This is a genomic window from Variovorax sp. WS11 (assembly GCF_010499245.1).
Lineage (GTDB): Bacteria > Pseudomonadota > Gammaproteobacteria > Burkholderiales > Burkholderiaceae_C > Variovorax.
Genome location: NZ_JAAGOW010000001.1, coordinates 4,168,422 through 4,189,319, shown reverse-complemented (window position 1 = coordinate 4,189,319; position 20,898 = coordinate 4,168,422). Strand labels below are relative to the sequence as shown.

Genomic DNA, 20,898 nt, shown 5'->3' with positions numbered 1-20,898 from the left:
GCGCGCCGGCGCCCTCGGCTATCAGCCGCGCCAGCCGCGCAGCAGCCACCACTGCGCGCTGCCGCAGACCACGACCAGCGCGGCATAGGTCGCCATGCGCCCGTCGCGGCCGAACCAGGCCAGGCCGGCCACCAGCACAAGCAGCCCGGCGGCAAAAGTGACCGCCACTTGCACCCAGAGGCTCACCGCCGCGCTGCGCCTGTGCAGGGCGAGGCGGAACAGCAGGGCGAGAACGAGGGCCACGAAGAAGGCCGGCGCCGCGAAGTTGAGCAAATGGATCAGCAGGTCGAGCGCGGACATGAGAGGCAAGGGAGTGGCGGTCCGGGGTCATCCGTAGAGCGGAGGACTGCTACCGGCCGCGGATTTTATAATCCCCCGTTATGTCAGTCTGGGCCCTCGGCTTGAACCACACGACCGCGCCGCTCGATCTGCGCGGTCGCTTCGCGTTCGCCATCGACCAGATCGCGCCCACGCTGCACAGCCTGCGCAGCTCCTTCGGCGCCCACCGGCATCCCGATGTCGAGGCGGCCATCATCTCGACCTGCAACCGCACCGAGATCTACTGCGCCGCCGACCACCTGGCCCTCGACCACACGGTCGACTGGCTGGCCCAGAGCGGCGGCGTGGCACCGGCCTTGCTCCGCTCCCACGCCTACACCCTGCACGACGACAACGCGGCGCGCCACGCCTTCCGGGTCGCCAGCGGGCTCGATTCGATGGTGCTGGGCGAGGCCCAGATCCTTGGCCAGATGAAGGACGCCGTGCGCGTTGCCGAGACCGCCGGCTCGCTCGGCAGCACGCTGAACCAGCTGTTCCAGCGCTCCTTCGCGGTCGCCAAGGAAGTGCGCACCGCCACCGAGATCGGCGCCCATTCCATCAGCATGGCCGCCGCCGCCGTGCGCCTGGCGGCCCAGCTGTTCGAGGACCTGAAGCAGACGCGCGTGCTCTTCGTCGGTGCCGGCGAGATGATCGACCTGGCCGTGACGCACTTCGCGGCCAAGGAGCCCAAGTCCATCGTCATCGCCAACCGCACGCTGGAGCGCGGCGAGAAACTGGCCTCGCGCTTCGGCGGCGAGGCGATGCGGCTGGCCGAGCTGCCGGGGCGCCTGGCGGAATTCGACATCGTGGTGAGCTGCACCGCCAGCACGCTGCCGCTGATCGGGCTGGGCGCGGTGGAGCGTGCGCTCAAGCTGCGCAAGCACCGCCCGATGTTCATGGTCGACCTGGCCGTGCCGCGCGACATCGAGCCCGAGGTCAAGGCGCTCGAAGACATCTATCTCTACACCGTCGACGACCTGGCCCAGGTGGTCCAGCAGGGCCATGCCAGCCGCCAGGCCGCGGTGGCCGAGGCCGAGGTGATCATCGACGCCGGCGTGCGCAGCTTCATGCACTGGCTCGACCAGCGCGGCAGCGTGCCGCTGATCCAGCAGCTCAACGCCCAGGCCGACGAGTGGCGCGCCGCGGAGCTGGCCCGCGCGCGCAAGCTGCTGGCCAAGGGCGAGCCGGTCGAGGCGGTGCTGGAGGCCCTGTCCCGCGGGCTCACGCAGAAGATGCTGCACGGCGCCATGGCCGAGCTGCATGCCGGCGACACCACGGCGCGCGAGCACACGGCGCAGGCCATCTCGCGGCTGTTCCTGCGCAAAGAGCGTTAGCGGCGCCCGGGGCGCGCTGCCCTCCTCCCCGCTCCTGCCGCATCGCGGCACGGCTCCCTTCCCCGATTTCCCGTTCTTTCCGTGAAACCCTTCCTGCGTCAACAACTCGAGCGCTTTGCGCAACGCCTCGGCGAGCTGGACTTCCTGCTCTCGCGCGAGGACATCATGTCGGACATGACGCAATACCGAAGCATCTCGCGCGAGCATGCCGAGGTGACACAGGTGGCGGGCCGCTACCAGCGCTACCTGCAGCGCGAGTCGGACCTGGCGGCCGCGCGCGAAATGCTGGACGACCCGGACATGGCCGAGATGGCCCGGGAAGAGATCGCCGGCGCCGAGGCCGAGCTGGTCTCGCTCGAGGACGAGCTGCAGCGCCTGCTGCTGCCCAAGGACCCGGAGGACACGCGCAACGCCTTTCTCGAGATCCGCGCCGGCACCGGCGGCGACGAATCTGCGCTCTTCGCCGGCGACCTGCTGCGCATGTACACGCGCCATGCGGAGCGCGCCGGCTGGCGCTGCGAGATCGTGAGCGCCAGCGAGAGCGAGCTGGGTGGCTTCAAGGAAGTGGTGGTGCGCGTGGTCGGCAACGAGGTCTTCGGGCAGCTGCGCTTCGAGTCCGGCGGCCACCGGGTGCAGCGCGTGCCCGCGACCGAGACCCAGGGCCGCATCCACACCAGCGCCTGCACGGTGGCCGTGCTGGCCGAGCCGGACGAGGCGCAGGCGGTGCAGATCAACCCGGCCGACCTTCGCATCGACACCTACCGCGCCAGCGGCGCCGGCGGCCAGCACATCAACAAGACCGATTCGGCGGTGCGCATCACGCACATTCCCACCGGCATCGTGGCCGAGTGCCAGGACGACCGCAGCCAGCACCGCAACAAGGCCAAGGCGCTGCAGGTGCTGTCGGCCCGCATCCAGGAGAAGGAGCGCAGCGAGCGCGCCGCCGAGGATGCGGCGCTGCGCAAGGGCCTGATCGGCAGCGGGGACCGTAGCGACCGCATCCGCACCTACAACTTCCCGCAGGGGCGGCTCACCGACCACCGCATCAACCTCACGCTCTACAAGCTGCAGACGATCATGGAAGGCGACCTGCGCGAGGTGCTGGACGCCCTGCGCGCGGCGCGCGAGGCCGAGCAGTTGGCCGAGCTGGAAGCCAGCCTGCCGGCATGAGCATGAAGCCCGAGCACGGCCGCTCGCCATCGACCGCGGCGCAGATGCTGGCCGCGGCCGCCGCGCTGGGCGTGGAGCGGCTCGACGCCCAGCTCTTGCTGCTGCATGTGCTGGGCCGGCCCTCGGGTGATCGCGCCTGGCTGCTGGCGCACGACACCGACATCCTCGCCGACGCCGTCTGGCCAGCTTTCGCCCGGCTGTGCGCCCGCCGCGTGGCCGGCGAGCCGGTGGCCTATCTGGTGGGCGAGAAGGAATTCCACGGCCTCGGCCTGCAGGTCGACGCCCGCGTGCTGGTGCCCCGGCCCGACACCGAGACCCTGGTCGAGTGGGCACTGCAATGCCTGCAGGGCCGCACGGCGCCCTCGGTGCTCGATCTGGGTACCGGAAGCGGCGCGATCGCGCTGGCGATCCGGCATGCCCGCCCCGATGCGCGGGTTGCAGCAGTCGACCGCAGCGCCGCGGCCCTGGCCGTGGCCCGCGCCAACGCGCAGCGCCTGGGGCTGGCCGTCCGGTTCGCCGAGGCCGACTGGCTGGAAAGCGCCGACACGGACCTGGACCTGGTCGTTTCCAACCCACCCTACGTCGCCGCCAGCGACCCGCACCTCGCCGCCCTGCGCCACGAGCCCCTGAGCGCGCTGGTGTCGGGGGCGGACGGGCTGGACGACATCCGCCGCATCGTCGACGACGCGCCCGCGCACCTGCGCGAAGAGGGCTGGCTGCTGCTCGAGCACGGCTACGACCAGGCGGCAGCGGTGCGCGCCCTGCTGGCGCGCCGCGGCTTCGCCGAGGTGCAAAGCCGCGACGACCTGGCAGGCATCGCGCGCTGCTCGGGCGGGATCTGGCGCGCGGTGAAATAATCCGCCCAACTCATTTTTTGGAGAGGCCCATGTCCGAAGTCCAGCAGCGCATCGACGATCTCGTCAAGACCAACGATCTCGTGCTCTTCATGAAGGGCAACGCCAGTTTCCCGATGTGCGGCTTTTCGGGCCGCGCGATCCAGATCCTCAAGGCGGTGGGCGTCGACACCCGCACGCTCAAGACCGTCAATGTGCTCGAGGACGAAGGCATCCGCCAGGGCATCAAGGAATACAGCAACTGGCCGACCATCCCGCAGCTGTACGTCAAGGGCGAGTTCGTCGGCGGCTCGGACATCCTGATGGAGATGTACGAATCGGGCGAGCTGCAGCAAATGCTGAACGGCAGTCCCGCCTGAATGTTGCTCGCCCCCAGGTTGCCCGCACTTCGTGTCGGGCGCCCACCCCCTACCGGGGGCAACACCAGCGGCCCGGCAAAGCCGGTTCCGCGGTGTTTCACCAACGGGCCTGGCTTCGCCGGCCATGAGGGCGCATCGTGAGCCACGAACATTCCGATCATGATCACAACGACGCCGCATGGAAGCACGACGGCGTGCGGGTGATCCCCGGCAACCAGCTCGACACCAACACCGCGCAGACGCCGGGCATGAACCGCGCCGCGGCCATCAACTTCGCGCGCGTCGGCGCGCAGAAGCTCTGGGCCGGCACGGTGACCATCCACCCCGATGCGAAGACCGGCGCCCATCACCACGGCCACCTGGAATCCGTGATCTACGTGGTGCGCGGGCGCGCCCGCATGCGCTGGGGCGAGCAGCTCGAGTTCACCGCCGAGGCCGGGCCGGGCGACTTCATCTACGTGCCGCCCTACGTCCCGCACCAGGAAATCAACGCCAGCCCGACCGAGGCCCTCGAGTGCGTGCTGTGCCGCAGCGACGGCGAGGCGGTGGCCGTCAACCTCGACATCGAGCCGGTCGAGAAGCCGGAATCGGTGCTGTGGGTCGACCCGACCCATCCCAAAGGCGGCGTCTGAGGCCTCGTTTCAAAAGCCTCCGAAGCGAGAAAACATAGACAAGCGCCGACACCGGGCACGGCTTATGCTGTGCCAAAGTGTGTGCTATCGGAGGTGTCCATGGATTCCCGCCCATCCCGCGACCTGGTTCCAGCATCCACGTCGTCCTTCCGGCTGCCGGTGGCGCACTTGCGCAGCGTGTTCCGCACGCACGATGTCGAGCGCAAGCTCGCCAAGCTCCCCGAACGCGACCACGAACACCTGCGGACCACCTACGAGCGCATGCTCGAGCGCGGCCCCGAGCGCTTCCAGGTCAAGCCCAGCGGCGTGCCCGAGATGGCCGCCCTCTACGCCGAGCTGCCCAACTTCACCGACGTGCTCGACGACGTGCGGCGTCATGTCGCGCTGGCGCAGGACAGCCGCGACGGCCTGGAGGTCACGCCCATGCTGCTGCTCGGCCCGCCCGGCATCGGCAAGACCCATTTCGCCAAGCGGCTGGCCGAGCTGCTGGGTACCGGCATGTCGCTGGTGCCGATGAGCTCGATGACCGCCGGCTGGCTGCTCTCGGGCGCCTCCTCGCAGTGGAAGGGCGCCAAGCCCGGCAAGGTGTTCGAGGCCCTGGTCGACGGCCAGTACGCCAATCCGGTGATGGTGATCGACGAGATCGACAAGGCCGGAGCCGACGTGCAGTACGACCCGCTGGGCGCGCTCTACAGCCTGCTGGAGCACGACACCGCCCATGCCTTCGTCGACGAGTTCGCCGAGGTGCCGATCGACGCCAGCCAGGTGATCTGGGTGACGACGGCGAACGACGTGCGCGGCATTCCCGAGCCGATCCTCAACCGGATGAACGTGTTCGAGATCGACGCCCCCTCGCCCGAGGCGGCGCGGCAGATCGCGCGCCAGCTCTATGCCTCGATCCGCGAGGGTCACGACTGGGGCCGCCGGCTGGCCGAGGAGCCTTCGGCCGACGTGCTCGACCAGCTGGCCACGATGGCGCCACGCGAGATGCGGCGCGCGCTGATGACCGGCTTCGGCAATGCGCGCCTGGCCGGGCGCGATGAGGTGCACGTCGAGGACCTGCCACGCACCGGCCCGGGCCGCAGCCGGATCGGCTTCGTGCAGTAGCGCAGGCGGCGCGGCGGCAGCGCCGGGTGCGGCTCACTGGAGTACCTTCGCCTGCGGCTACGGTGCTATGAGCCTTCGGAGCGGCCGTGCGGCTCATGGCACCATGTCGGTCTTCCCCGACCGACCCATGACGCTGACCCAAAGCCTTCTCATCATCGCCCTCCTAATCGCGACCAGCGCCTTCTTCTCGCTGGCCGAGATCTCGCTGGCCGCCTCGCGCCGCCTGCGGCTACGGCAGATGGCCGACGAAGGCGATGCGCGCGCTGAGCGCGTGCTGCGCATCCAGGAACAGCCGGGCCACTACTTCACCGTGGTCCAGATCGGACTCAATGCGGTGGCCATCCTGGGTGGCGTGGTCGGCGAAGGCTCGCTCAGCCCCTACTTCGCGCGGCTCTTCGAGCTCTGGTTCACGGTCCAGACGGCGCAGACCGCCGCCTTCCTGGCTTCCTTCGTCACCATCATCGCGGTGTTCCTGGTGTTCGCCGATCTGTTCCCCAAGCGCCTGGGCATGAACGACCCCGAGCGCCTGGCGATGCGCATGGTCGGGCCGATGCAGGTGCTGATCACCGTGATGAAGCCACTGGTCTGGCTGTTCACCCACTGCACCGACCTGCTCTTCAAGCTGCTGGGCTTGCCCATGCAGCGCGACGACAAGATCACCTCGGCCGACATCCTCGCCATGACCGAGGCCGGCGCCCGCGCCGGTATCCTGGCCGTGCGCGAGCAGCAGGTGATCGCCAACGTGTTCGAGCTCGACACGCGCCTGGTCAGCAGCGTGATGACCTCGCGCGATCGCATCGCCTGGTTCCAGAAGGACGACCCCGAGGCGGTGCTGCGCGCCCGCATCGTGGCCGAACCCTTCTCGGCCTACCCGGTGTGCGAGGGCGACATCGACCATGTGCTGGGCTACGTGGACGCCAAGGACATGTTCCAGCGCGTGCTCAGCGGCCAGCCCCTGGCCTTCGGCCAGGGCCTGCCGCTGCACAAGGCGCTGATCATCCCCGACCGGCTCTCGCTCACCGAGGTGCTGGAGCAGTTCCAGCAGGCGCACGAGGACTTCGCGATCATCGTCAACGAATACGCGCTGGTGGTGGGCGTGATCACGCTCAACGACGTGATGAGCACGGTCATGGGCGACCTGGTCGGCGTGCAGGACGAGGAGCAGCAGATCGTCCGGCGCGACGAGAACTCATGGCTGATCGACGGCGTGACGCCGATCCAGGACGTGCAGCGCGCCCTCGACATCGACGAGCTGCCGCATGCCGACGAGTACGAAACGCTGGCTGGCTTCCTGATGGTGATGCTGCGCCGCATGCCCAAGCGCACCGACACCGTGAGCTGGGGCGGCTTCACCTTCGAGGTGATGGACGTGGACAGCCACCGCATCGACCAGGTGATGGTGACGCGCGGCGGCGCCGTGGCGGCCACGCCGGTGGCCTAGTGGCTAGCCGCTGTCGTCGCGCCGGTCGTTGAAGGCCCAGAGCCGCTGGTTGGAGAACACCGCATTCGGGTACGGCGCACGGCCGCGGCTGCCGTTGTAGCGCCCCAGCGTCATGAACAGGTCGCCGGCCTCGCGATCGAGGTAGTGGCGCAGGATCACGCAGCCGAAGCGCAGGTTGGTCTGCATGTGGAACAGCTTGGAGGAATCGCCGTCGCCGATCACGCGGGTCCAGAAGGGCATGACTTGCATGAGGCCGCGCGCGCCCGCGCTCGACACGGCGAACTTTCGGAAATTGCTTTCGACCTGGACGAGACCCAGCACCAGGCTGACGTCCAAACCCGCACGCCTGCTCTCGTACCAGACGGTCTGCAGAAACTCGAGGCGTTCCTGATGCCCGGGAATCTTCTTCTTCAGGCGCTCGCTCATCTCACCCAGCCAGCGGAGGAAGGCGAGGCGCGAGGCGGTATTGCTGAACTCGGGCTTTGGCGGAGCGCTGCTCCGTACGGCAGAGATCAGAGCGTTGCGCACCGAATCGATCAGCGGCTCCTCGATCTGCGCGCCGGCATGGGCCGTGCGCGGCAGCAGCGAGAACGGCAGCGTTCCGGCGGCGGCGCCCGCCAGGAGGCACGAGCGCCGGGAAAGGCTCATGCGGCCAGTTTTCCCTTGATGAAGGCTGCGACCTCGGCCACGGGCACCTTGGTCGCCGCCGTGTCGCGGCGGTGCTGGTACTCGAACTGGCCGTCCTTCAGGCCGCGGTCGGAGATGACCACGCGGTGCGGCACGCCGATCAGCTCCCAGTCGGCAAACATGGCGCCGGGGCGCTCGCCGCGGTCGTCGAGCAGCACATCGGCACCGGCGGCCAGCAGCTCGCCGTAGAGCGCCTCGGCCGCCTGCTGAACCTCCGCGCTGCGGTCCATGCCGATCGGGCACAGCACCACGGTGAAGGGTGCGATGGCGTCGGGCCAGATGATCCCGCGCTCGTCGTTGTTCTGCTCGATCGCGGCCGCGGGCAGGCGCGAGATGCCGATGCCGTAGCAGCCCATCTCGAGGAACTGCGGCTTGCCGGCCTCGTCGAGGAAGGTGGCGTTCATCGGTTTGCTGTACTTGGTGCCGAGCACGAACACATGGCCGATCTCGATGCCGCGCTCGATCGCCAGCACGCCCTTGCCGTCGGGCGAGAGGTCGCCGGCCACGACGTTGCGCAGGTCGGCCACCAGCTCGGGCTCGGGCAGGTCGCGGCCCCAGTTGACGCCGGTCATGTGAAAGTCGACCTCGTTGGCGCCGGTGATCCAGTCGGCCATCACCGCCACCTCGCGGTCAGCCACCAGCTTCACGGGCTTCTTCAGGGCGAGCGGGCCGAGGTAGCCGGGCTTGCAGCCGAAGTGCTCGTCGATCTCGGCGCTGGTCGCGAAGCGGAAGCCCTGGTCCAGGCCCGGCACCTTGCTCACCTTGATCTCGTTCATATCGTGATCGCCGCGCACCAGCAGCAGCCAGACCTGGGAGCTCTCGACCTGGCCGTCGGCGCCGAGCTTGTCGGTGGCCAGCACCAGGGACTTGACGCTGGTCGAAAGCGGCACGCTCAGCAACTCGGCAACCTCCTCGCAGGTGGCCTTGCCCGGCGTGGGGGTCTTGGCCAGCGCCTGGGCCGCCGCGGGCCGCGGGCCGGCAGGGGCCAGCGCCTCGGCCTTCTCCATGTTGGCCGCGTAATCGCTGCCGGGGCAGTAGACGATCGCGTCCTCGCCGGTGGCGGCGATCACCTGGAATTCCTGGCTGACGTCGCCGCCGATCGCACCGCTGTCCGCGGCCACCGCGCGGTAGCGCAGGCCGAAGCGGTCGAAGATCTTGCGGTAGGCGTCCGCCATGACCTGGTAGCTGGCCTTGGCGCTTTCGAGGTCGCGGTCGAAGCTGTAGGCGTCCTTCATGATGAACTCGCGCCCACGCATCAGGCCGAAGCGCGGACGGCGCTCGTCGCGGAACTTGGTCTGGATCTGGTAGAGGTTCTTGGGCAGCTGCTTGTAGCTGCGGATCTCCTGGCGGGCGATGTCGGTGACGACCTCCTCGCTGGTCGGCTGCACGACGAAGCCGCGCTCGTGCCGGTCCTTGATACGCAGCAGCTCGGGGCCGTAAGCCTGGAAGCGGCCGCTCTCCTCCCACAGCTCGGCCGGCTGGACCACCGGCATGGCAAGCTCGACGGCGCCGGCGCGGTTCATCTCCTCGCGCACGATGGCCTCGACCTTGCGGATCACGCGCAGCCCCATGGGCATGTACGTGTAGATGCCGGTGCCCAGCTTCTTGATCATGCCGGCGCGCATCATGAGCCGGTGGCTCGCGACTTCGGCGTCAGCCGGCGCTTCCTTGAGGGTGGAGATAAAGAATCGGGAAGCTTTCATCGGTCGCGCAGAAAAGGAATCCAGGTAGGGGAGGAACGCCCGGCGGCGCCCCGGAACCGGTCGCTTTGCCGAGGGCGACCCGGCATGCATAATCGACTCAGTTCAAAAAATTGGGGTTTGATTATGCTCGACCGCGACGGCTTCAGGCCCAACGTCGGCATCATCCTGCTCAACCAGAAGAACCAGGTTTTCTGGGGCAAGCGCATCCGGACCCATTCCTGGCAGTTCCCGCAAGGCGGCATCGATCGCGGCGAGAGTCCCGAACAGGCCATGTTCCGGGAGCTGCACGAAGAAGTCGGACTCCATCCGGAGCATGTGCGCATCGTGGCCCGTACCCGCGACTGGTTGCGCTACGAGGTGCCGGACCGGTTCATTCGCCGTGACGCACGGGGTCACTACAAGGGCCAGAAGCAGATCTGGTACTTGCTGCAGCTGACCGGCCACGACTGGGACCTGAACCTGCGCGCCACCGACCACCCCGAATTCGACGCCTGGCGCTGGCACGACTACTGGGTCCCGCTTGACGTGGTGGTCGAGTTCAAGCGCGGCGTCTATGAAATGGCGCTGACCGAACTGGCCCGCTACCTGCCCCGGCAGGACTTCCGCAACCGTTTCCTGCGCAGCAACGTGCGCGCTCGCGAGTTCGAGCGCCATCCGCCCGGCGCAGGCCATGAAACCCACTTCGAATTGCCTCCCGGGGCGAGCTTCGACCCGAATCCCAATGCCCCTCATCCCGCATCCGACCCGTCTTCGACCAACGACCCTCTTCATGCGCCGCGCTAAGCCGGCTCTTGTGCTCGCCCTGGCGGGCGTCCTGGCCGCCTGCGGCTCGACCCCCAGGGACACCGACAACCCGGACTGGGCCCAGGCCGGGATGCCGCCACCGCCCAAGGTGACCGCCCAGGCCGACGAATGGAAAGAGGCCGAGGTGCCGCCGCCCCCCGCCTTCAGCGAGAGCCGGCTGATTCAGATCGAGATGCCGCCCTACTCGACGCTCAAGTTCGGCGTCGACCCGGCCACCCTCAGCGTCACGGGCGACGGCGTGGTCCGTTACGTGGTGGTGGCCAGCAGCAAGACGGGCGGCGGTGGCACCAATGCCTTCTACGAAGGGATCCGCTGCGCCTCGGAGGAGGTCAGGCAATACGCGCGCTACAGCCAAGGGGCTTGGCAAGTCGTGAAAACAGCGGAATGGAAGCGCATCGACGACCGCACGCGCTATGCCAGGGAGCTGTCACGGCAGGGCGTCTGCCGCGACCACGCGCCGCGCGCCTCGGTGCGTGAGATGCTCCAGCAGATGAAGAACCCGCTGCGCGAGCTCCCCTGAGACTTCAGACGGGCATCAGGACCATGTTGTCCCGGTGCACCATTTCCGGCTCAGCCGCGTAGCCCAGCAGACGCTCGAACTCGGCCGAGGGCTTGCGGCACAGCAGTCGCGCCTCGGCGCTGGAGTAGTTGGCCAGCCCGCGGGCCAGCTCGATGCCCGCGGCGTCCCGAACGGCGATCACGTCCCCGCGCGAGAACTCGCCCTCGACCCCGGTCATGCCGATCGGAAGCAGGCTCTTGCCCTCGCCCCGCACCTTGGCGGCGGCGCCGGCGTCCACCGTGACCGAGCCGCGCATCTGCAGGTGATCGGCCATCCAGCGCTTGCGCGCCTGATGCTTGGCAGTCTGCGCCACCAGCAGGGTGCCAATGGACTCGCCGCGCGTCAGGCGCAGCAGGGCATCGGGCTCGCGGCCCCAGGCGATCACGGTCGAAGCGCCCGACCCCGCGGCGCGCTTGGCGGCCAGGATCTTGGTGATCATGCCTCCGCGGCCGATGCTGCTGCCCGCGCCGCCGGCCATGGCTTCCAGCGCGGGATCGCCCGCGGCCGCCTCGTGCACGAAGCACGCGTCCGGGTCCTTGCGCGGGTCGGCGGTGTAGAGGCCCTTCTGGTCGGTCAGGATCACCAGCGCATCGGCCTCCACCAGGTTGGCGACCAGCGCGCCCAGGGTGTCGTTGTCGCCGAACTTGATCTCGTCGTTGACCACCGTGTCGTTCTCGTTGATGACCGGCACCACGCCGAGCGCGAGCAGGGTCACCAGCGTGGAGCGGGCATTCAGGTAGCGCTCGCGGTCGGCCAGGTCGGCATGGGTGAGCAGCACCTGGGCGCTGCCCAGTCCGTTCTCGCGCAGCTTGGTCTCGTAGATCTGGGCCAGGCCCATCTGCCCGACCGCTGCCGCGGCCTGCAACTCGTGAACCTCGTGCGGGCGCGTGCGCCAGCCCAGGCGCTTCATGCCCTCGGCGATGGCGCCGCTTGAGACCATCACCACCTCACGGCCATCGCGCACCAGGGCCGCGAGCTGGCGGCACCACTCGCCGATGGCCTGGTCGTCCAGGCCCCGGCCTTCGTTGGTGACCAAGCTGGAACCGACCTTGACCACGAGGCGGCGGGCATCGCGCAGGACGGTAGAGGTAGTCATCGGCGTGGAAGTCCTGTCAGGCGAAACGCGGATCGATCTCGGCGGGAGGCTGCTCCGCCACCTGCTGCGCCTTGACATGCTGGTAGACCGACTGCACCAGCGTCTCGCAGCCTTCACGGGTCAGCGCAGAGATCTCGAACACGGGACCCTTGAAGCGCAGACGCTTGACGAAATCCTTCACCTTCGCGGCCCGCTCCTCGACCGGAATCATGTCCAGCTTGTTGAGCACCAGCCAGCGCGGTTTCTCGTAGAGCGCCGGGTCGTACTTCTTGAGTTCGCCGACGATGGCCTTGGCCTGCGCAACCGGATCGGTATCGTCGAAAGGCGCAAGGTCCACCACGTGCAGCAGCAGGCGGGTGCGCTGCAGATGGCGCAGGAACTGGTGGCCCAGGCCGGCGCCCTCGGAGGCGCCTTCGATCAGGCCCGGCAAATCGGCAATCACGAAACTCTGCTCCGGCCCCACCCGCACCACGCCCAGGTTCGGGTGCAGCGTGGTGAAGGGGTAGTCTGCAATGCGCGGGCGCGCGTTCGACACCGCGCTGATGAGGGTGGACTTGCCCGCATTGGGCATGCCCAGCAGGCCGACGTCGGCCAGCACCTTGAGTTCCAGCTTGAGGCTCTTGCGCTCGCCAGCCCAGCCCGGCGTCTTCTGGCGCGGCGCGCGGTTGATGGCGCTCTTGAAGCGCAGGTTGCCGAAGCCGCCGTCTCCACCCTTGGCGATGATGGTGACCTCGCCCGGAGTCAGCAGTTCGAACAGGACTTCGCCGGTCTCGACATCGCTGATGATGGTGCCCACCGGCATCTTGAGCGTGATGTCGTCGCCGGCCGCGCCGAACATGTCCGAGCCCATGCCGTGCTGGCCGCGCCTGGCCTCGTGGCGGCGCGAGAAGCGGAAGTCCACCAGCGTGTTGAGGTTGGGGTCGGCCACCGCGAAGACATGGCCGCCGCGGCCGCCGTCGCCGCCATCGGGGCCGCCGAATTCCTTGTACTTCTCATGGCGGAACGACACGCAGCCGTTGCCGCCATCGCCGGCGGCGATGTCGATGAAGGCTTCGTCGACGAACTTCATGAGATGTCCAGTTTACAAATGAAGAAGCCCCGGCAAAGCGGGGCTTCGAGCGGATCGAAGTGACGGGCTCAGGCCGGCGTCACGTTGACCGTTTGCTTGTTGAGCGCGCCCTTAACACCGAAGGACACATGGCCGTCCACCAGGGCGAACAGCGTGTGGTCCTTGCCCACGCCGACGTTGGTGCCGGGGTGGAACTGGGTGCCGCGCTGGCGCACGATGATCGAGCCTGCGCTGATCAGTTCGCCGCCGAAAGCCTTCACGCCGAGCATCTTGGGCTTGGAATCGCGCCCGTTTCGCGTAGAGCCGCCGCCTTTTTTCTGTGCCATGGTGTCAGCTCCTTAGCCGGCGATCGCGCCGATTTGCAGCTCGGTGAACTGCTGGCGATGGCCTTGACGTTTCTGATAGTGCTTGCGACGGCGCATCTTGAAGATGCGGACCTTGTCGTGCTTGCCATGCGACAGCACGGTGGCTGTGACCGTTGCACCGGACACCAGGGGCGTACCGACCTTGAGAGCGCTGCCGTCGCCGACTGCGAGCACTTGGTCGATCACGATTTCCTGGCCTACGTCCGCAGCAATCTGTTCTACTTTAATTTTCTCGCCGGAAGCAACGCGATACTGCTTGCCGCCGGTTTTTATGACCGCGTACATGTAAACCTCTTGAGGAAGATGGCTCCGCGGCGAATTCCGCAGAGCCCAAGATTCTAGCACGGCGGGCGGTTTCTGCCATTGACGCGGGCCCGCAGGGGCGTCCGAGGCACCTGGCTCCCTATAATCTGCGCGTTCCGGCCCCGGCCGGCCGTACTTTCCCAAGCAGCGCACGAGCGCCTTCGCCTTGTCAGTTCCCCCCGCCGATAACTCCCCCGCCGCCGCCGTGCTCAGCCTGATCGCCGAGGACATGGCCGGGGTCGATCTCGTGATCGCCCGCCGCCTCGACACCGGCGTCCCGCTGGTGCGCCAAGTGTCGCAGTACATCATCTCGGCCGGCGGCAAGCGGCTGCGCCCGGCGCTGCTGCTGCTCATGGCGGGCGCCCTGGGGTACCGCGGGGAACAGCGCTTCAACCTGGCTGCGGTGGTGGAGTTCATCCATACCGCGACCCTGCTGCACGACGACGTGGTCGACGAATCCACGCTGCGGCGCGGCCGCCCCACCGCCAACGAGTCCTTCGGCAACCCCGCCAGCGTGTTGGTCGGCGACTTTCTCTATTCCCGGGCCTTCCAGATGATGCTGGACGCCCACGACATCCGCGTCATGGAGATCCTGGCCGACGCCACCAACGTGATCGCCGAGGGCGAGGTGCTGCAGCTGATGAACATGCATGACGCCTCGCTCGACGAGGAGGCCTATCTGCGCGTGATCCGCTCGAAGACAGCCAAGCTGTTCGAGGCCAGCACCCGCCTGGCCGCGGTGCTCGCCGGCGCCACGCCGGAAACGGAAGAAGCCTGCGCCGCGTACGGCCAGGCCCTCGGCACCGCCTTCCAGGTGATCGATGACGTGCTCGACTACGCCGGCGATGCCAACGAGACCGGCAAGAACGTCGGCGACGACCTGCGCGAAGGCAAGACCACCCTGCCGCTGATCCTCGCCATGCAGCGGGGCACGGCGGCACAGCGCGATCTCATTCGCGCCGCCATCGAGGCCGGCGACACGACGCAGCTGCCGCAGATCGTCGCCATCGTGCGCGAAACCGGCGCGCTCGACGCCACGCGCGAGGCCGCCGCGGCCGAGGCGCAGCGCGCGATCGATGCACTCGCCGGCTTCCCCGTGAATCCGCACTCCGCGGGTTTGCTACAATTAGCGGCTCAGTTGCTGGAGCGACGCGCCTGATACCTCACGATGTGAGGCCACCAAGGTCGAATCTTTTTCTCGCAACCACCATCGGGGTGTAGCTTAGCCTGGTAGAGCGCTACGTTCGGGACGTAGAGGCCGGAGGTTCGAATCCTCTCACCCCGACCAGATTGATTGCTGAATCCGCCACATCGGCGCGGACTTCGGCAGAGGCAGCGGAGGCGCAGTTACGATGCGTCGAATCCACGACTCCCGCCCAGCATGACGAACGTCTCCTCCCCAAAGAAGATCGCGGCTTCGCCTGTCGTCAACGCGAAGACGCGCGCCTTCGACAAACTGCTGCGGCCGGTCTGAAGGCCTCGCGAGTGTCATGCGCATCGCCCGCATCACGCTTGTCGCCAGCCTCCTCGCCTTGCTCGCCGGCTGCGCGCCCATGCAGCGCAGCGGCTGCGAAGACGGAGAACAGGCACTCGTCCACGACACGCTGTACTTCGGCACCGGCAAGCCGCGCGGCGGCGTGGTGACGCCCGCGGAATGGAGCGAATTCCTGAAGAGCACCGTCACGCCGCGATTCCCGCAAGGCCTGACCGTGTCGCCCGCCTCCGGCCAATGGCGCGGCGCCGACGGCGCGATCGTCCAGGAGGCCTCGCAGGTGCTTCAGCTCATCCATCCCGACGACGCGGCCAGCGAGAAGGCGGTGCAGGCGCTCGTGGCCGCGTACAAGGCGCAGTTCCAGCAGGAAGCCGTCCTGCGCGTCAAGGCGCGAACCTGCGTATCCTTCTAGCCTTCGCCGCAGACCCCGCCGATCCATCCATTCCATGGAGCGACCATGTGCCGAAACATCAAGACCCTCTTCAATTTCGAACCGCCCGCGACGGATGAGGAAATACGGTCCGCATCGCTGCAGTTCGTGCGCAAGCTCAGCGGCTTCAACAGCCCCTCGAAGCTCAACCAGGAGGCCTTCCAGCGCGCCGTGGAAGATGTCGCGAGCGCGGCGCGGGTGCTGATCGATTCGTTGGTGACGACGGCCGATCCGCGCGACCGCGAGATCGAAGCCGAGCGAGCGCGGGCCAAGTCGGCGAACCGATTCGGAACGCAGCCTTACAGGCCCCTCGAGGCAGACGCATGAGTGATCAAAGCGCTTCTCGTGCATCGAAGCGCTGCCACCGAATGAACACGAAGAAGGCCGCCCCATGACCATCCCTTCCGTCGAAGCCGTCCAGCAAATCCTGGACCCGATATTTCCCGGCCTCATGGGCGTTCGCCTCCTGACGCTCGATCCGGAGCGCGTGATCGCGGAGCTGGTCGTGCGCCCTGACCTCTGCACCGCCGGCGGCATCCTGCACGGCGGCGCCTACATGGCCTTCGCCGACACCCTCGGCGCGGTCGGCACCATCGTCAACATGCCGCAGGGGAAGCGGACGACGACCACCGACTCCAGCACCAAGTTCATTGGAAGTGCGCGCGTCGACACCACGGTCACCGGCGAGAGCATCGCCCTGCACCGAGGCCGGACCACGATGGTGTGGCAGACCACGGTCCGTTCTGCCGAAGGCAAGCTGTGCGCCGTCGTCACGCAGACGCAGCTCATCCTGGACTAAGCAAAGGAGCAACCCGTGTCGAATCCCTCCGTTCTGGAAGGCGGCTGCCAGTGCGGCGCGGTCCGCTACCGCATCAGCGGCGATCCCGTCATGGCGGCACTGTGCCATTGCTCGATGTGCCGCCGCGCGAATGCGGCACCAGCCGTGGCCTGGGCCATGTATGCCGAATCGCAGGTGGCCTTTCCCGCGGGCCCACCGACCGTCTATGAATCGTCGCCGGGCGCGCGCCGCGGCTTCTGCGCCCGCTGCGGAACGCAGATCAGCTTCACGGCCGACTACATCCCCGGGCTCATCGACATCACCATCGGCAGCCTCGACGACCCGGCGCGCGTGGCACCGAGCTTGCACTACTGGGAGTCGAAGCGCCTGCCCTGGGTGCATTTCGCCGACGACCTGCCGCACTATCCGGAGTTTCCGCCCCAGGAATAGCGCGCAGGGCGCCCACCCTCAATAGCGGTTGGGATTGTTCGGGCGGCTGTCGTAGCGATTCGGCACGCCGTCGTTGTCGCGGTCGCGGTCGTACCGGTTGGGCACGCCGTCGCGATCGCGATCCGCGTAGCCGGCATGCGGCGGCGGCCGGCCGCTGTCGTAAGGCACCGCCACGCAGCCAGCCAGGGCGGCGGATGCGGCGATCAGCAGGGCAGCAAGTGTTTTCATGCGTTCTCCTTGATACACGATGTGCCTCCACGATGCCCGGTGCGGGGCTGCCGCCAACCGCCACCCGCGCCCGTTCGAAAGTAGGTCCAGACCGCGTTCGCATGCCGGGCATGCATCTTTTGCCCAACGCATGCCAACCCCTCGCGACAAAGCACCGCGGTATGCCGCCTGTGGCAAGCTAGCGGCCCCATGCCGCGCACCCGAAACGCCCTCCTGGCGCTGAGCCTGCTTGCCGCCCTGGCCGGCCCGGCACGGGCGCTGCCGGCCTTCGAGGAGGTGAAGCGCGACTTCCGCCCCTCCGACATCCAGGTGCTCGACCGCGACGGCGAGTTGCTGCAGCGCGTGCGCACCGACGCCCGCGTGCGTCGCGGCCGGTGGGTCGCGCTGGCCGAGGTCTCGCCGGCCCTGCGCACCGCCATGCTGCTCAGCGAGGACAAGCGCTTCTACGAGCACAGCGGCGTCGACTGGCGCGCGGTCTCGGCCGCTGCCTGGGGCAATCTGTGGAACACGCGCACGCGCGGCGCCTCCACGATCACCATGCAGCTCGCCGGCCTGCTCGATGACGAGCTGCGCCGCGGCAGCGGCGGGCGCGACCTGGCGCAGAAGCTGGGGCAGACCGTGGCGGCGCAGCAGCTCGAGCGCCAGTGGCGCAAGGATCAGATCCTCGAGGCCTACCTCAACACCGTGCCTTTCCGCGGTGAGCTGGTCGGCATCGATGCGTTGTCGCGCACGCTCTTCGGCAAAGCGCCGCACGGGCTGGATGCGCGCGAGGCGGCGGTGGCGGCCGCGCTGGTGCGTGCGCCCAACGCGAAGCCGGCGCTGGTCGCGCAACGCGCTTGCGAGGTGATGCGCGCCATGGAGGCAGACACCAGGATGGATTGCGAGGCGCTGGACATGTTCGCGAGCGCGGCCTTGCAACGCAGGGCCTTCGAGGCGAGCGAAGGCATCGCGCCGCATCTGGCGCGGCGGGCGTTGAGGGAGGCCGAGGCCTCGTCGAGCGCTCGCGCCCTCACCCCCGCCCTCTCCCGGAGGGAGAGGGAGCAAGACGGGGACATCCGCACCACGCTGCGGGCGCCACTGCAACGCTTTGCGCTCACGACCCTGCAGCGCCACCTGAAGGAGCTGCGCGGCCGCAATGTCGAGGACGGCGCAGCGGTGGTGCTCGACAACGCCAGCGGAGAGGTGCTGGCCTGGATCGGCTCCTCCGGAACGCTGAGCCGCGCAGCCGAGGTCGACGGCGTGCTCGCGCAACGCCAGCCGGGCTCCACGCTCAAGCCGTTGCTCTATGCGCAGGCGATCGCCGAGCGACGGCTTACCGCGGCCTCGCTGCTCGACGATTCCTCGGCCCAGATCAGCACCGCCAGCGGCCTCTACATCCCGCAGAACTACGACCGGCAGTTCAAGGGCCATGTCTCGGTACGCACCGCGCTCGCGGCCTCGCTCAACGTGCCGGCGGTGCGCACGCTGGTGATGGTGTCGCCCGAGGCGTTCGCGCGGCAGTTGCGCGCGGCGGGGCTGGGGCTGGCGCAGAACGGGGACTACTACGGGTATAGCCTGGCTCTGGGGAGCGCGGAGGTGTCGCTGCTGGGGTTGGCGAATGCGTATCGGACGTTGGCGAATGGGGAGAGGTTTGGGGAGACGCGCATCCTGCGAGCGCCCACACCCTCACCCCAACCCTCTCCCGCAAGCGGGAGAGGGAGTGAAGCGCGCGCGTTCGATCCGCGGGCGAGCTTCATCGTGGGCGACATCCTCAGCGATGCCAACGCCCGCGCCCCCACCTTCGGCCTCGACAGCGTGCTCGGCACCCGCTTCTGGAGCGCGGTAAAGACCGGCACCAGCAAGGACATGCGCGACAACTGGGCCGTGGGCTGGTCCGAGCGCTACACCGTGGGCGTGTGGGTGGGCAACGCGAGCGGCGCGCCGATGTGGGATGTGAGCGGCACCAGCGGCGCCGCGCCCGTGTGGGCCGAGCTGATGGGCTTCCTGCACCGCCGCGAAGCCAGCCGCGCGCCGGCGCCGCCGACGGGCGTGGTGCGTGCGTACGTGCGCTTCGGCGACGACCTCGAGGCGGCGCGCGACGAATGGTTCATCGCCGGCACCGAGCAGGCCCGCTTCGAGCTGCCGGCCGCCGCGGCCGTTGCCGAGCCGGCGCCGCGCATCACCGCGCCGACGGACGGCACCATCATCGCGCTGGACCCCGACATCCCCCCACGCCACCAGCGCGTGCGCTTCGAGGCGCAAGGCAGCGGCCTCGCCTGGCGCATCGACGGCAAGCCCTTCGCGCGCGGCGCCAGCGCCCAGTGGCTGCCCTGGCCCGGCCGGCATGTGGTGGAGCTGCTCGACGCGCGCGGCCGCGTGGTGGACCAGGTCAAGCTCGAGGTGCGCGGCGCCGGCGTGAAGAGCGCAGCGGCCAAGTAAGCTCTGCGCCCATGAAGCAGCAGCCTTCCCGAAAGCCGGCCAGGACCGAAGCGCCGCACGGCCAGATCTCGGCCGTGCTGGCGCGCATCGAAACGCTCTGGCCCTCGCTCGGACCGGTCGGTCGGCGCATCGCCGAGTTCATCGTCACGCACCCGCAGGACGTGGTTCACATGTCGGTCAGCGAGGTGGCGGAGCGCACGGGTTCGAGCGAAGGTAGCATCGTCGGCTTCTGCAAGAACCTCGGCGCCACCGGCTTCCAGCAGATCAAGATCACGCTGGCGCAGGAGATCGTGCAGCCGGTGCAGTTCATCCACGAGGACCTGGAGCCCGGCGACAAGGCCGAAGCCACCATCCGCAAGATCTTCCAGAGCAACGTGCAGACCCTGCACGACACCCAGGCCGCGCTGGACGTCAAGGCGATGGAGAAGGCGGTGCGGCTGATCAAGAAGGCGAAACGCGTCGAGATCTACGGCATCGGCAGCGCCGCGACCATCGCCGAGGACGCGCACTACCGCATGCTGCGCATCGGCCTCGATGCCAAAGTGGTGGTCGACTCGCACGTGCAGGCGATCAGCGCCTCGCTCACCGGCCGGGACGTGGCGGTGCTGACGATCTCGCATTCCGGCAGCACGCACGAGACGGTGACGGCCACGCGCCTGGCCAAGGAGGCGGGCGCCACGACCATCTGCATCACGAACCTCGGCAAGTCGCCGATCCAGGCCTTCTGCGATGTGCTGCTCTTCACCATGGCGCGCGAGACCAGCTTCCGCACCGAGGCCATGACCAGCCGTCTCGCGCAGCTGGCCATCATCGATGCGCTGATCGCCTGCCTCGCGCTCTCGGACTACGAACGCTCGGTCCGGACGCTGCGCCAGACCTTCGACGTGCTCTCTCTCAAGCGCTACTGAGCGAAGCGCCTGCGCCGCAGCGCCGCCGGGGCGTCTGCGCGCCTGGGCACACCCTCCCCCTTGAATTGAACGAATCTCAAGTTCTATCCGCCCATTCATTGAGCAAACTTCATTTTCTTGTCATCTCCGATTCCTAAGCTCTTCGAGTGCAACCAAGGAATCCCACCATGACACCTCACCTTTTTATCCGCGGTCTTTGTGCCGCCGCGCTCCTGCTCAGCCTCGCAGCCTGCGGCGGCGGCTCCGATGGCGGTTCGCTGGGCGCGCCGGCGGCAAGCAGCCAGACAACGGCAACGCAGAAGGCCGACGGCTCGACGGACGACCCGTCCTCATCGACATCCACGAGCTGGGCGCCCTGAACCTTCCATCCCCTTCTCGCCCCTCCTCATCGAG

The 20,898-nt window shown here is 68.3% G+C and carries 25 protein-coding genes and 1 tRNA gene; 18 read left to right on the top strand and 8 right to left on the bottom strand.

Translation table 11 applies throughout. The features are described from left to right. Nucleotides 1-21: 21 nt before the first annotated feature. Nucleotides 22-300, bottom strand: a complete 279-nt coding sequence (locus GXN78_RS20495) for a hypothetical protein (RefSeq protein ID WP_106556566.1) — start codon at nucleotides 298-300, stop codon at nucleotides 22-24. Between the two features lie 80 nt (nucleotides 301-380). Between GXN78_RS20495 and hemA the strand changes: the two genes are divergently transcribed. The 7 genes from hemA to GXN78_RS20460 all read left to right on the top strand — a co-directional run bounded on the left by hemA (nucleotide 381) and on the right by GXN78_RS20460 (nucleotide 7,215). After that, nucleotides 381-1,652, top strand: coding sequence for a glutamyl-tRNA reductase (hemA, locus tag GXN78_RS20490; RefSeq protein ID WP_106556567.1), 1,272 nt, complete (start codon nucleotides 381-383; stop codon nucleotides 1,650-1,652). An 81-nt stretch (nucleotides 1,653-1,733) separates the two neighbouring features. Next, nucleotides 1,734-2,822 carry a peptide chain release factor 1 gene (gene prfA, locus GXN78_RS20485; RefSeq protein ID WP_106556568.1) on the top strand — a complete coding sequence of 363 codons (1,089 nt, stop codon included), beginning with the start codon at nucleotides 1,734-1,736 and terminating at the stop codon, nucleotides 2,820-2,822. Beyond that, nucleotides 2,819-3,679, top strand: coding sequence for a peptide chain release factor N(5)-glutamine methyltransferase (gene prmC / locus GXN78_RS20480; protein ID WP_239142782.1), 861 nt, complete (start codon nucleotides 2,819-2,821; stop codon nucleotides 3,677-3,679). Before prfA ends, prmC begins: the two co-directional genes overlap by 4 nt. 29 nt (nucleotides 3,680-3,708) lie before the next feature. Then, nucleotides 3,709-4,035 carry a Grx4 family monothiol glutaredoxin gene (gene grxD, locus GXN78_RS20475; RefSeq protein WP_068680044.1) on the top strand — a complete coding sequence of 109 codons (327 nt, stop codon included), beginning with the start codon at nucleotides 3,709-3,711 and terminating at the stop codon, nucleotides 4,033-4,035. A gap of 137 nt (nucleotides 4,036-4,172) precedes the next feature. Next, nucleotides 4,173-4,667 carry a cupin domain-containing protein gene (locus tag GXN78_RS20470; RefSeq protein WP_106556570.1) on the top strand — a complete coding sequence of 165 codons (495 nt, stop codon included), beginning with the start codon at nucleotides 4,173-4,175 and terminating at the stop codon, nucleotides 4,665-4,667. Between the two features lie 99 nt (nucleotides 4,668-4,766). Next, nucleotides 4,767-5,774, top strand: a complete 1,008-nt coding sequence (locus GXN78_RS20465; RefSeq protein WP_106556571.1) for an AAA family ATPase — start codon at nucleotides 4,767-4,769, stop codon at nucleotides 5,772-5,774. 127 nt (nucleotides 5,775-5,901) lie between these two features. Next, complete coding sequence (locus GXN78_RS20460) at nucleotides 5,902-7,215, top strand: hemolysin family protein (RefSeq protein ID WP_106556603.1); 1,314 nt, start codon at nucleotides 5,902-5,904, stop codon at nucleotides 7,213-7,215. Nucleotides 7,216-7,218: 3 nt separating this feature from the next. Here GXN78_RS20460 and GXN78_RS20455 read toward each other — a convergent pair whose 3' ends face one another. Together GXN78_RS20455 and GXN78_RS20450 are read right to left on the bottom strand one after the other, a co-directional pair. Further along, nucleotides 7,219-7,863 carry a lytic transglycosylase domain-containing protein gene (locus GXN78_RS20455; protein WP_106556572.1) on the bottom strand — a complete coding sequence of 215 codons (645 nt, stop codon included), beginning with the start codon at nucleotides 7,861-7,863 and terminating at the stop codon, nucleotides 7,219-7,221. Further along, complete coding sequence (locus GXN78_RS20450) at nucleotides 7,860-9,605, bottom strand: proline--tRNA ligase (protein ID WP_106556573.1); 1,746 nt, start codon at nucleotides 9,603-9,605, stop codon at nucleotides 7,860-7,862. The genes GXN78_RS20455 and GXN78_RS20450 overlap by 4 nt, the downstream gene beginning before the upstream one ends. Before the next feature lie 123 nt (nucleotides 9,606-9,728). Here GXN78_RS20450 and GXN78_RS20445 point away from each other — a divergent pair, with 123 nt between their 5' ends. Together GXN78_RS20445 and GXN78_RS20440 are read left to right on the top strand one after the other, a co-directional pair. Next, nucleotides 9,729-10,388 carry an RNA pyrophosphohydrolase gene (locus GXN78_RS20445; RefSeq protein ID WP_106556574.1) on the top strand — a complete coding sequence of 220 codons (660 nt, stop codon included), beginning with the start codon at nucleotides 9,729-9,731 and terminating at the stop codon, nucleotides 10,386-10,388. Then, nucleotides 10,375-10,929, top strand: a complete 555-nt coding sequence (locus GXN78_RS20440; RefSeq protein ID WP_239142781.1) for a CNP1-like family protein — start codon at nucleotides 10,375-10,377, stop codon at nucleotides 10,927-10,929. The genes GXN78_RS20445 and GXN78_RS20440 overlap by 14 nt, the downstream gene beginning before the upstream one ends. Before the next feature lie 4 nt (nucleotides 10,930-10,933). Here GXN78_RS20440 and proB read toward each other — a convergent pair whose 3' ends face one another. The 4 genes from proB to rplU all read right to left on the bottom strand — a co-directional run bounded on the left by proB (nucleotide 10,934) and on the right by rplU (nucleotide 13,783). After that, on the bottom strand, nucleotides 10,934-12,064 hold the full coding sequence (gene proB / locus GXN78_RS20435; protein ID WP_106556576.1) for a glutamate 5-kinase: 1,131 nt from the start codon (nucleotides 12,062-12,064) through the stop codon (nucleotides 10,934-10,936). Nucleotides 12,065-12,080: 16 nt separating this feature from the next. After that, nucleotides 12,081-13,133, bottom strand: a complete 1,053-nt coding sequence (gene cgtA, locus GXN78_RS20430; protein WP_106556577.1) for an Obg family GTPase CgtA — start codon at nucleotides 13,131-13,133, stop codon at nucleotides 12,081-12,083. Between the two features lie 68 nt (nucleotides 13,134-13,201). After that, nucleotides 13,202-13,459, bottom strand: a complete 258-nt coding sequence (gene rpmA, locus GXN78_RS20425) for a 50S ribosomal protein L27 (RefSeq protein WP_106556578.1) — start codon at nucleotides 13,457-13,459, stop codon at nucleotides 13,202-13,204. A gap of 12 nt (nucleotides 13,460-13,471) precedes the next feature. Beyond that, complete coding sequence (rplU, locus tag GXN78_RS20420) at nucleotides 13,472-13,783, bottom strand: 50S ribosomal protein L21 (protein WP_106556579.1); 312 nt, start codon at nucleotides 13,781-13,783, stop codon at nucleotides 13,472-13,474. A gap of 184 nt (nucleotides 13,784-13,967) precedes the next feature. Here rplU and GXN78_RS20415 point away from each other — a divergent pair, with 184 nt between their 5' ends. From GXN78_RS20415 to GXN78_RS20390, 6 genes are all read left to right on the top strand, one after another. Beyond that, complete coding sequence (locus tag GXN78_RS20415) at nucleotides 13,968-14,960, top strand: polyprenyl synthetase family protein (RefSeq protein ID WP_106556580.1); 993 nt, start codon at nucleotides 13,968-13,970, stop codon at nucleotides 14,958-14,960. Nucleotides 14,961-15,012: 52 nt separating this feature from the next. Then, nucleotides 15,013-15,089, top strand: a tRNA-Pro gene (locus tag GXN78_RS20410). Between the two features lie 202 nt (nucleotides 15,090-15,291). Next, complete coding sequence (locus GXN78_RS20405) at nucleotides 15,292-15,705, top strand: DUF3574 domain-containing protein (protein ID WP_106556581.1); 414 nt, start codon at nucleotides 15,292-15,294, stop codon at nucleotides 15,703-15,705. A gap of 45 nt (nucleotides 15,706-15,750) precedes the next feature. Continuing rightward, a complete protein-coding gene (locus tag GXN78_RS20400; RefSeq protein WP_106556582.1) occupies nucleotides 15,751-16,050 on the top strand; it encodes a DUF2277 domain-containing protein in 300 nt (99 codons plus the stop codon). Between the two features lie 64 nt (nucleotides 16,051-16,114). After that, nucleotides 16,115-16,522: a PaaI family thioesterase gene (locus tag GXN78_RS20395; RefSeq protein ID WP_106556583.1), complete on the top strand. Its 408-nt coding sequence runs from the start codon at nucleotides 16,115-16,117 to the stop codon at nucleotides 16,520-16,522. A 15-nt stretch (nucleotides 16,523-16,537) separates the two neighbouring features. After that, nucleotides 16,538-16,951: a GFA family protein gene (locus GXN78_RS20390; protein ID WP_204162237.1), complete on the top strand. Its 414-nt coding sequence runs from the start codon at nucleotides 16,538-16,540 to the stop codon at nucleotides 16,949-16,951. A gap of 18 nt (nucleotides 16,952-16,969) precedes the next feature. Here GXN78_RS20390 and GXN78_RS20385 read toward each other — a convergent pair whose 3' ends face one another. Then, nucleotides 16,970-17,179 (bottom strand): hypothetical protein, encoded by a 210-nt coding sequence (locus tag GXN78_RS20385; RefSeq protein WP_106556584.1) that lies wholly within the window; start codon nucleotides 17,177-17,179, stop codon nucleotides 16,970-16,972. 189 nt (nucleotides 17,180-17,368) lie between these two features. Here GXN78_RS20385 and pbpC point away from each other — a divergent pair, with 189 nt between their 5' ends. The 3 genes from pbpC (at nucleotide 17,369) to GXN78_RS20370 (ending at nucleotide 20,864) form a co-directional block, all read left to right on the top strand. Then, on the top strand, nucleotides 17,369-19,597 hold the full coding sequence (gene pbpC, locus GXN78_RS20380) for a penicillin-binding protein 1C (protein ID WP_106556585.1): 2,229 nt from the start codon (nucleotides 17,369-17,371) through the stop codon (nucleotides 19,595-19,597). A gap of 74 nt (nucleotides 19,598-19,671) precedes the next feature. Further along, the gene (locus GXN78_RS20375) at nucleotides 19,672-20,505 is read left to right on the top strand and encodes a MurR/RpiR family transcriptional regulator (RefSeq protein WP_106556605.1); all 834 of its coding nucleotides are present in this window, start codon (nucleotides 19,672-19,674) and stop codon (nucleotides 20,503-20,505) included. 167 nt (nucleotides 20,506-20,672) lie between these two features. After that, nucleotides 20,673-20,864, top strand: a complete 192-nt coding sequence (locus tag GXN78_RS20370; RefSeq protein WP_146163033.1) for a hypothetical protein — start codon at nucleotides 20,673-20,675, stop codon at nucleotides 20,862-20,864. Nucleotides 20,865-20,898 lie beyond the last annotated feature (34 nt).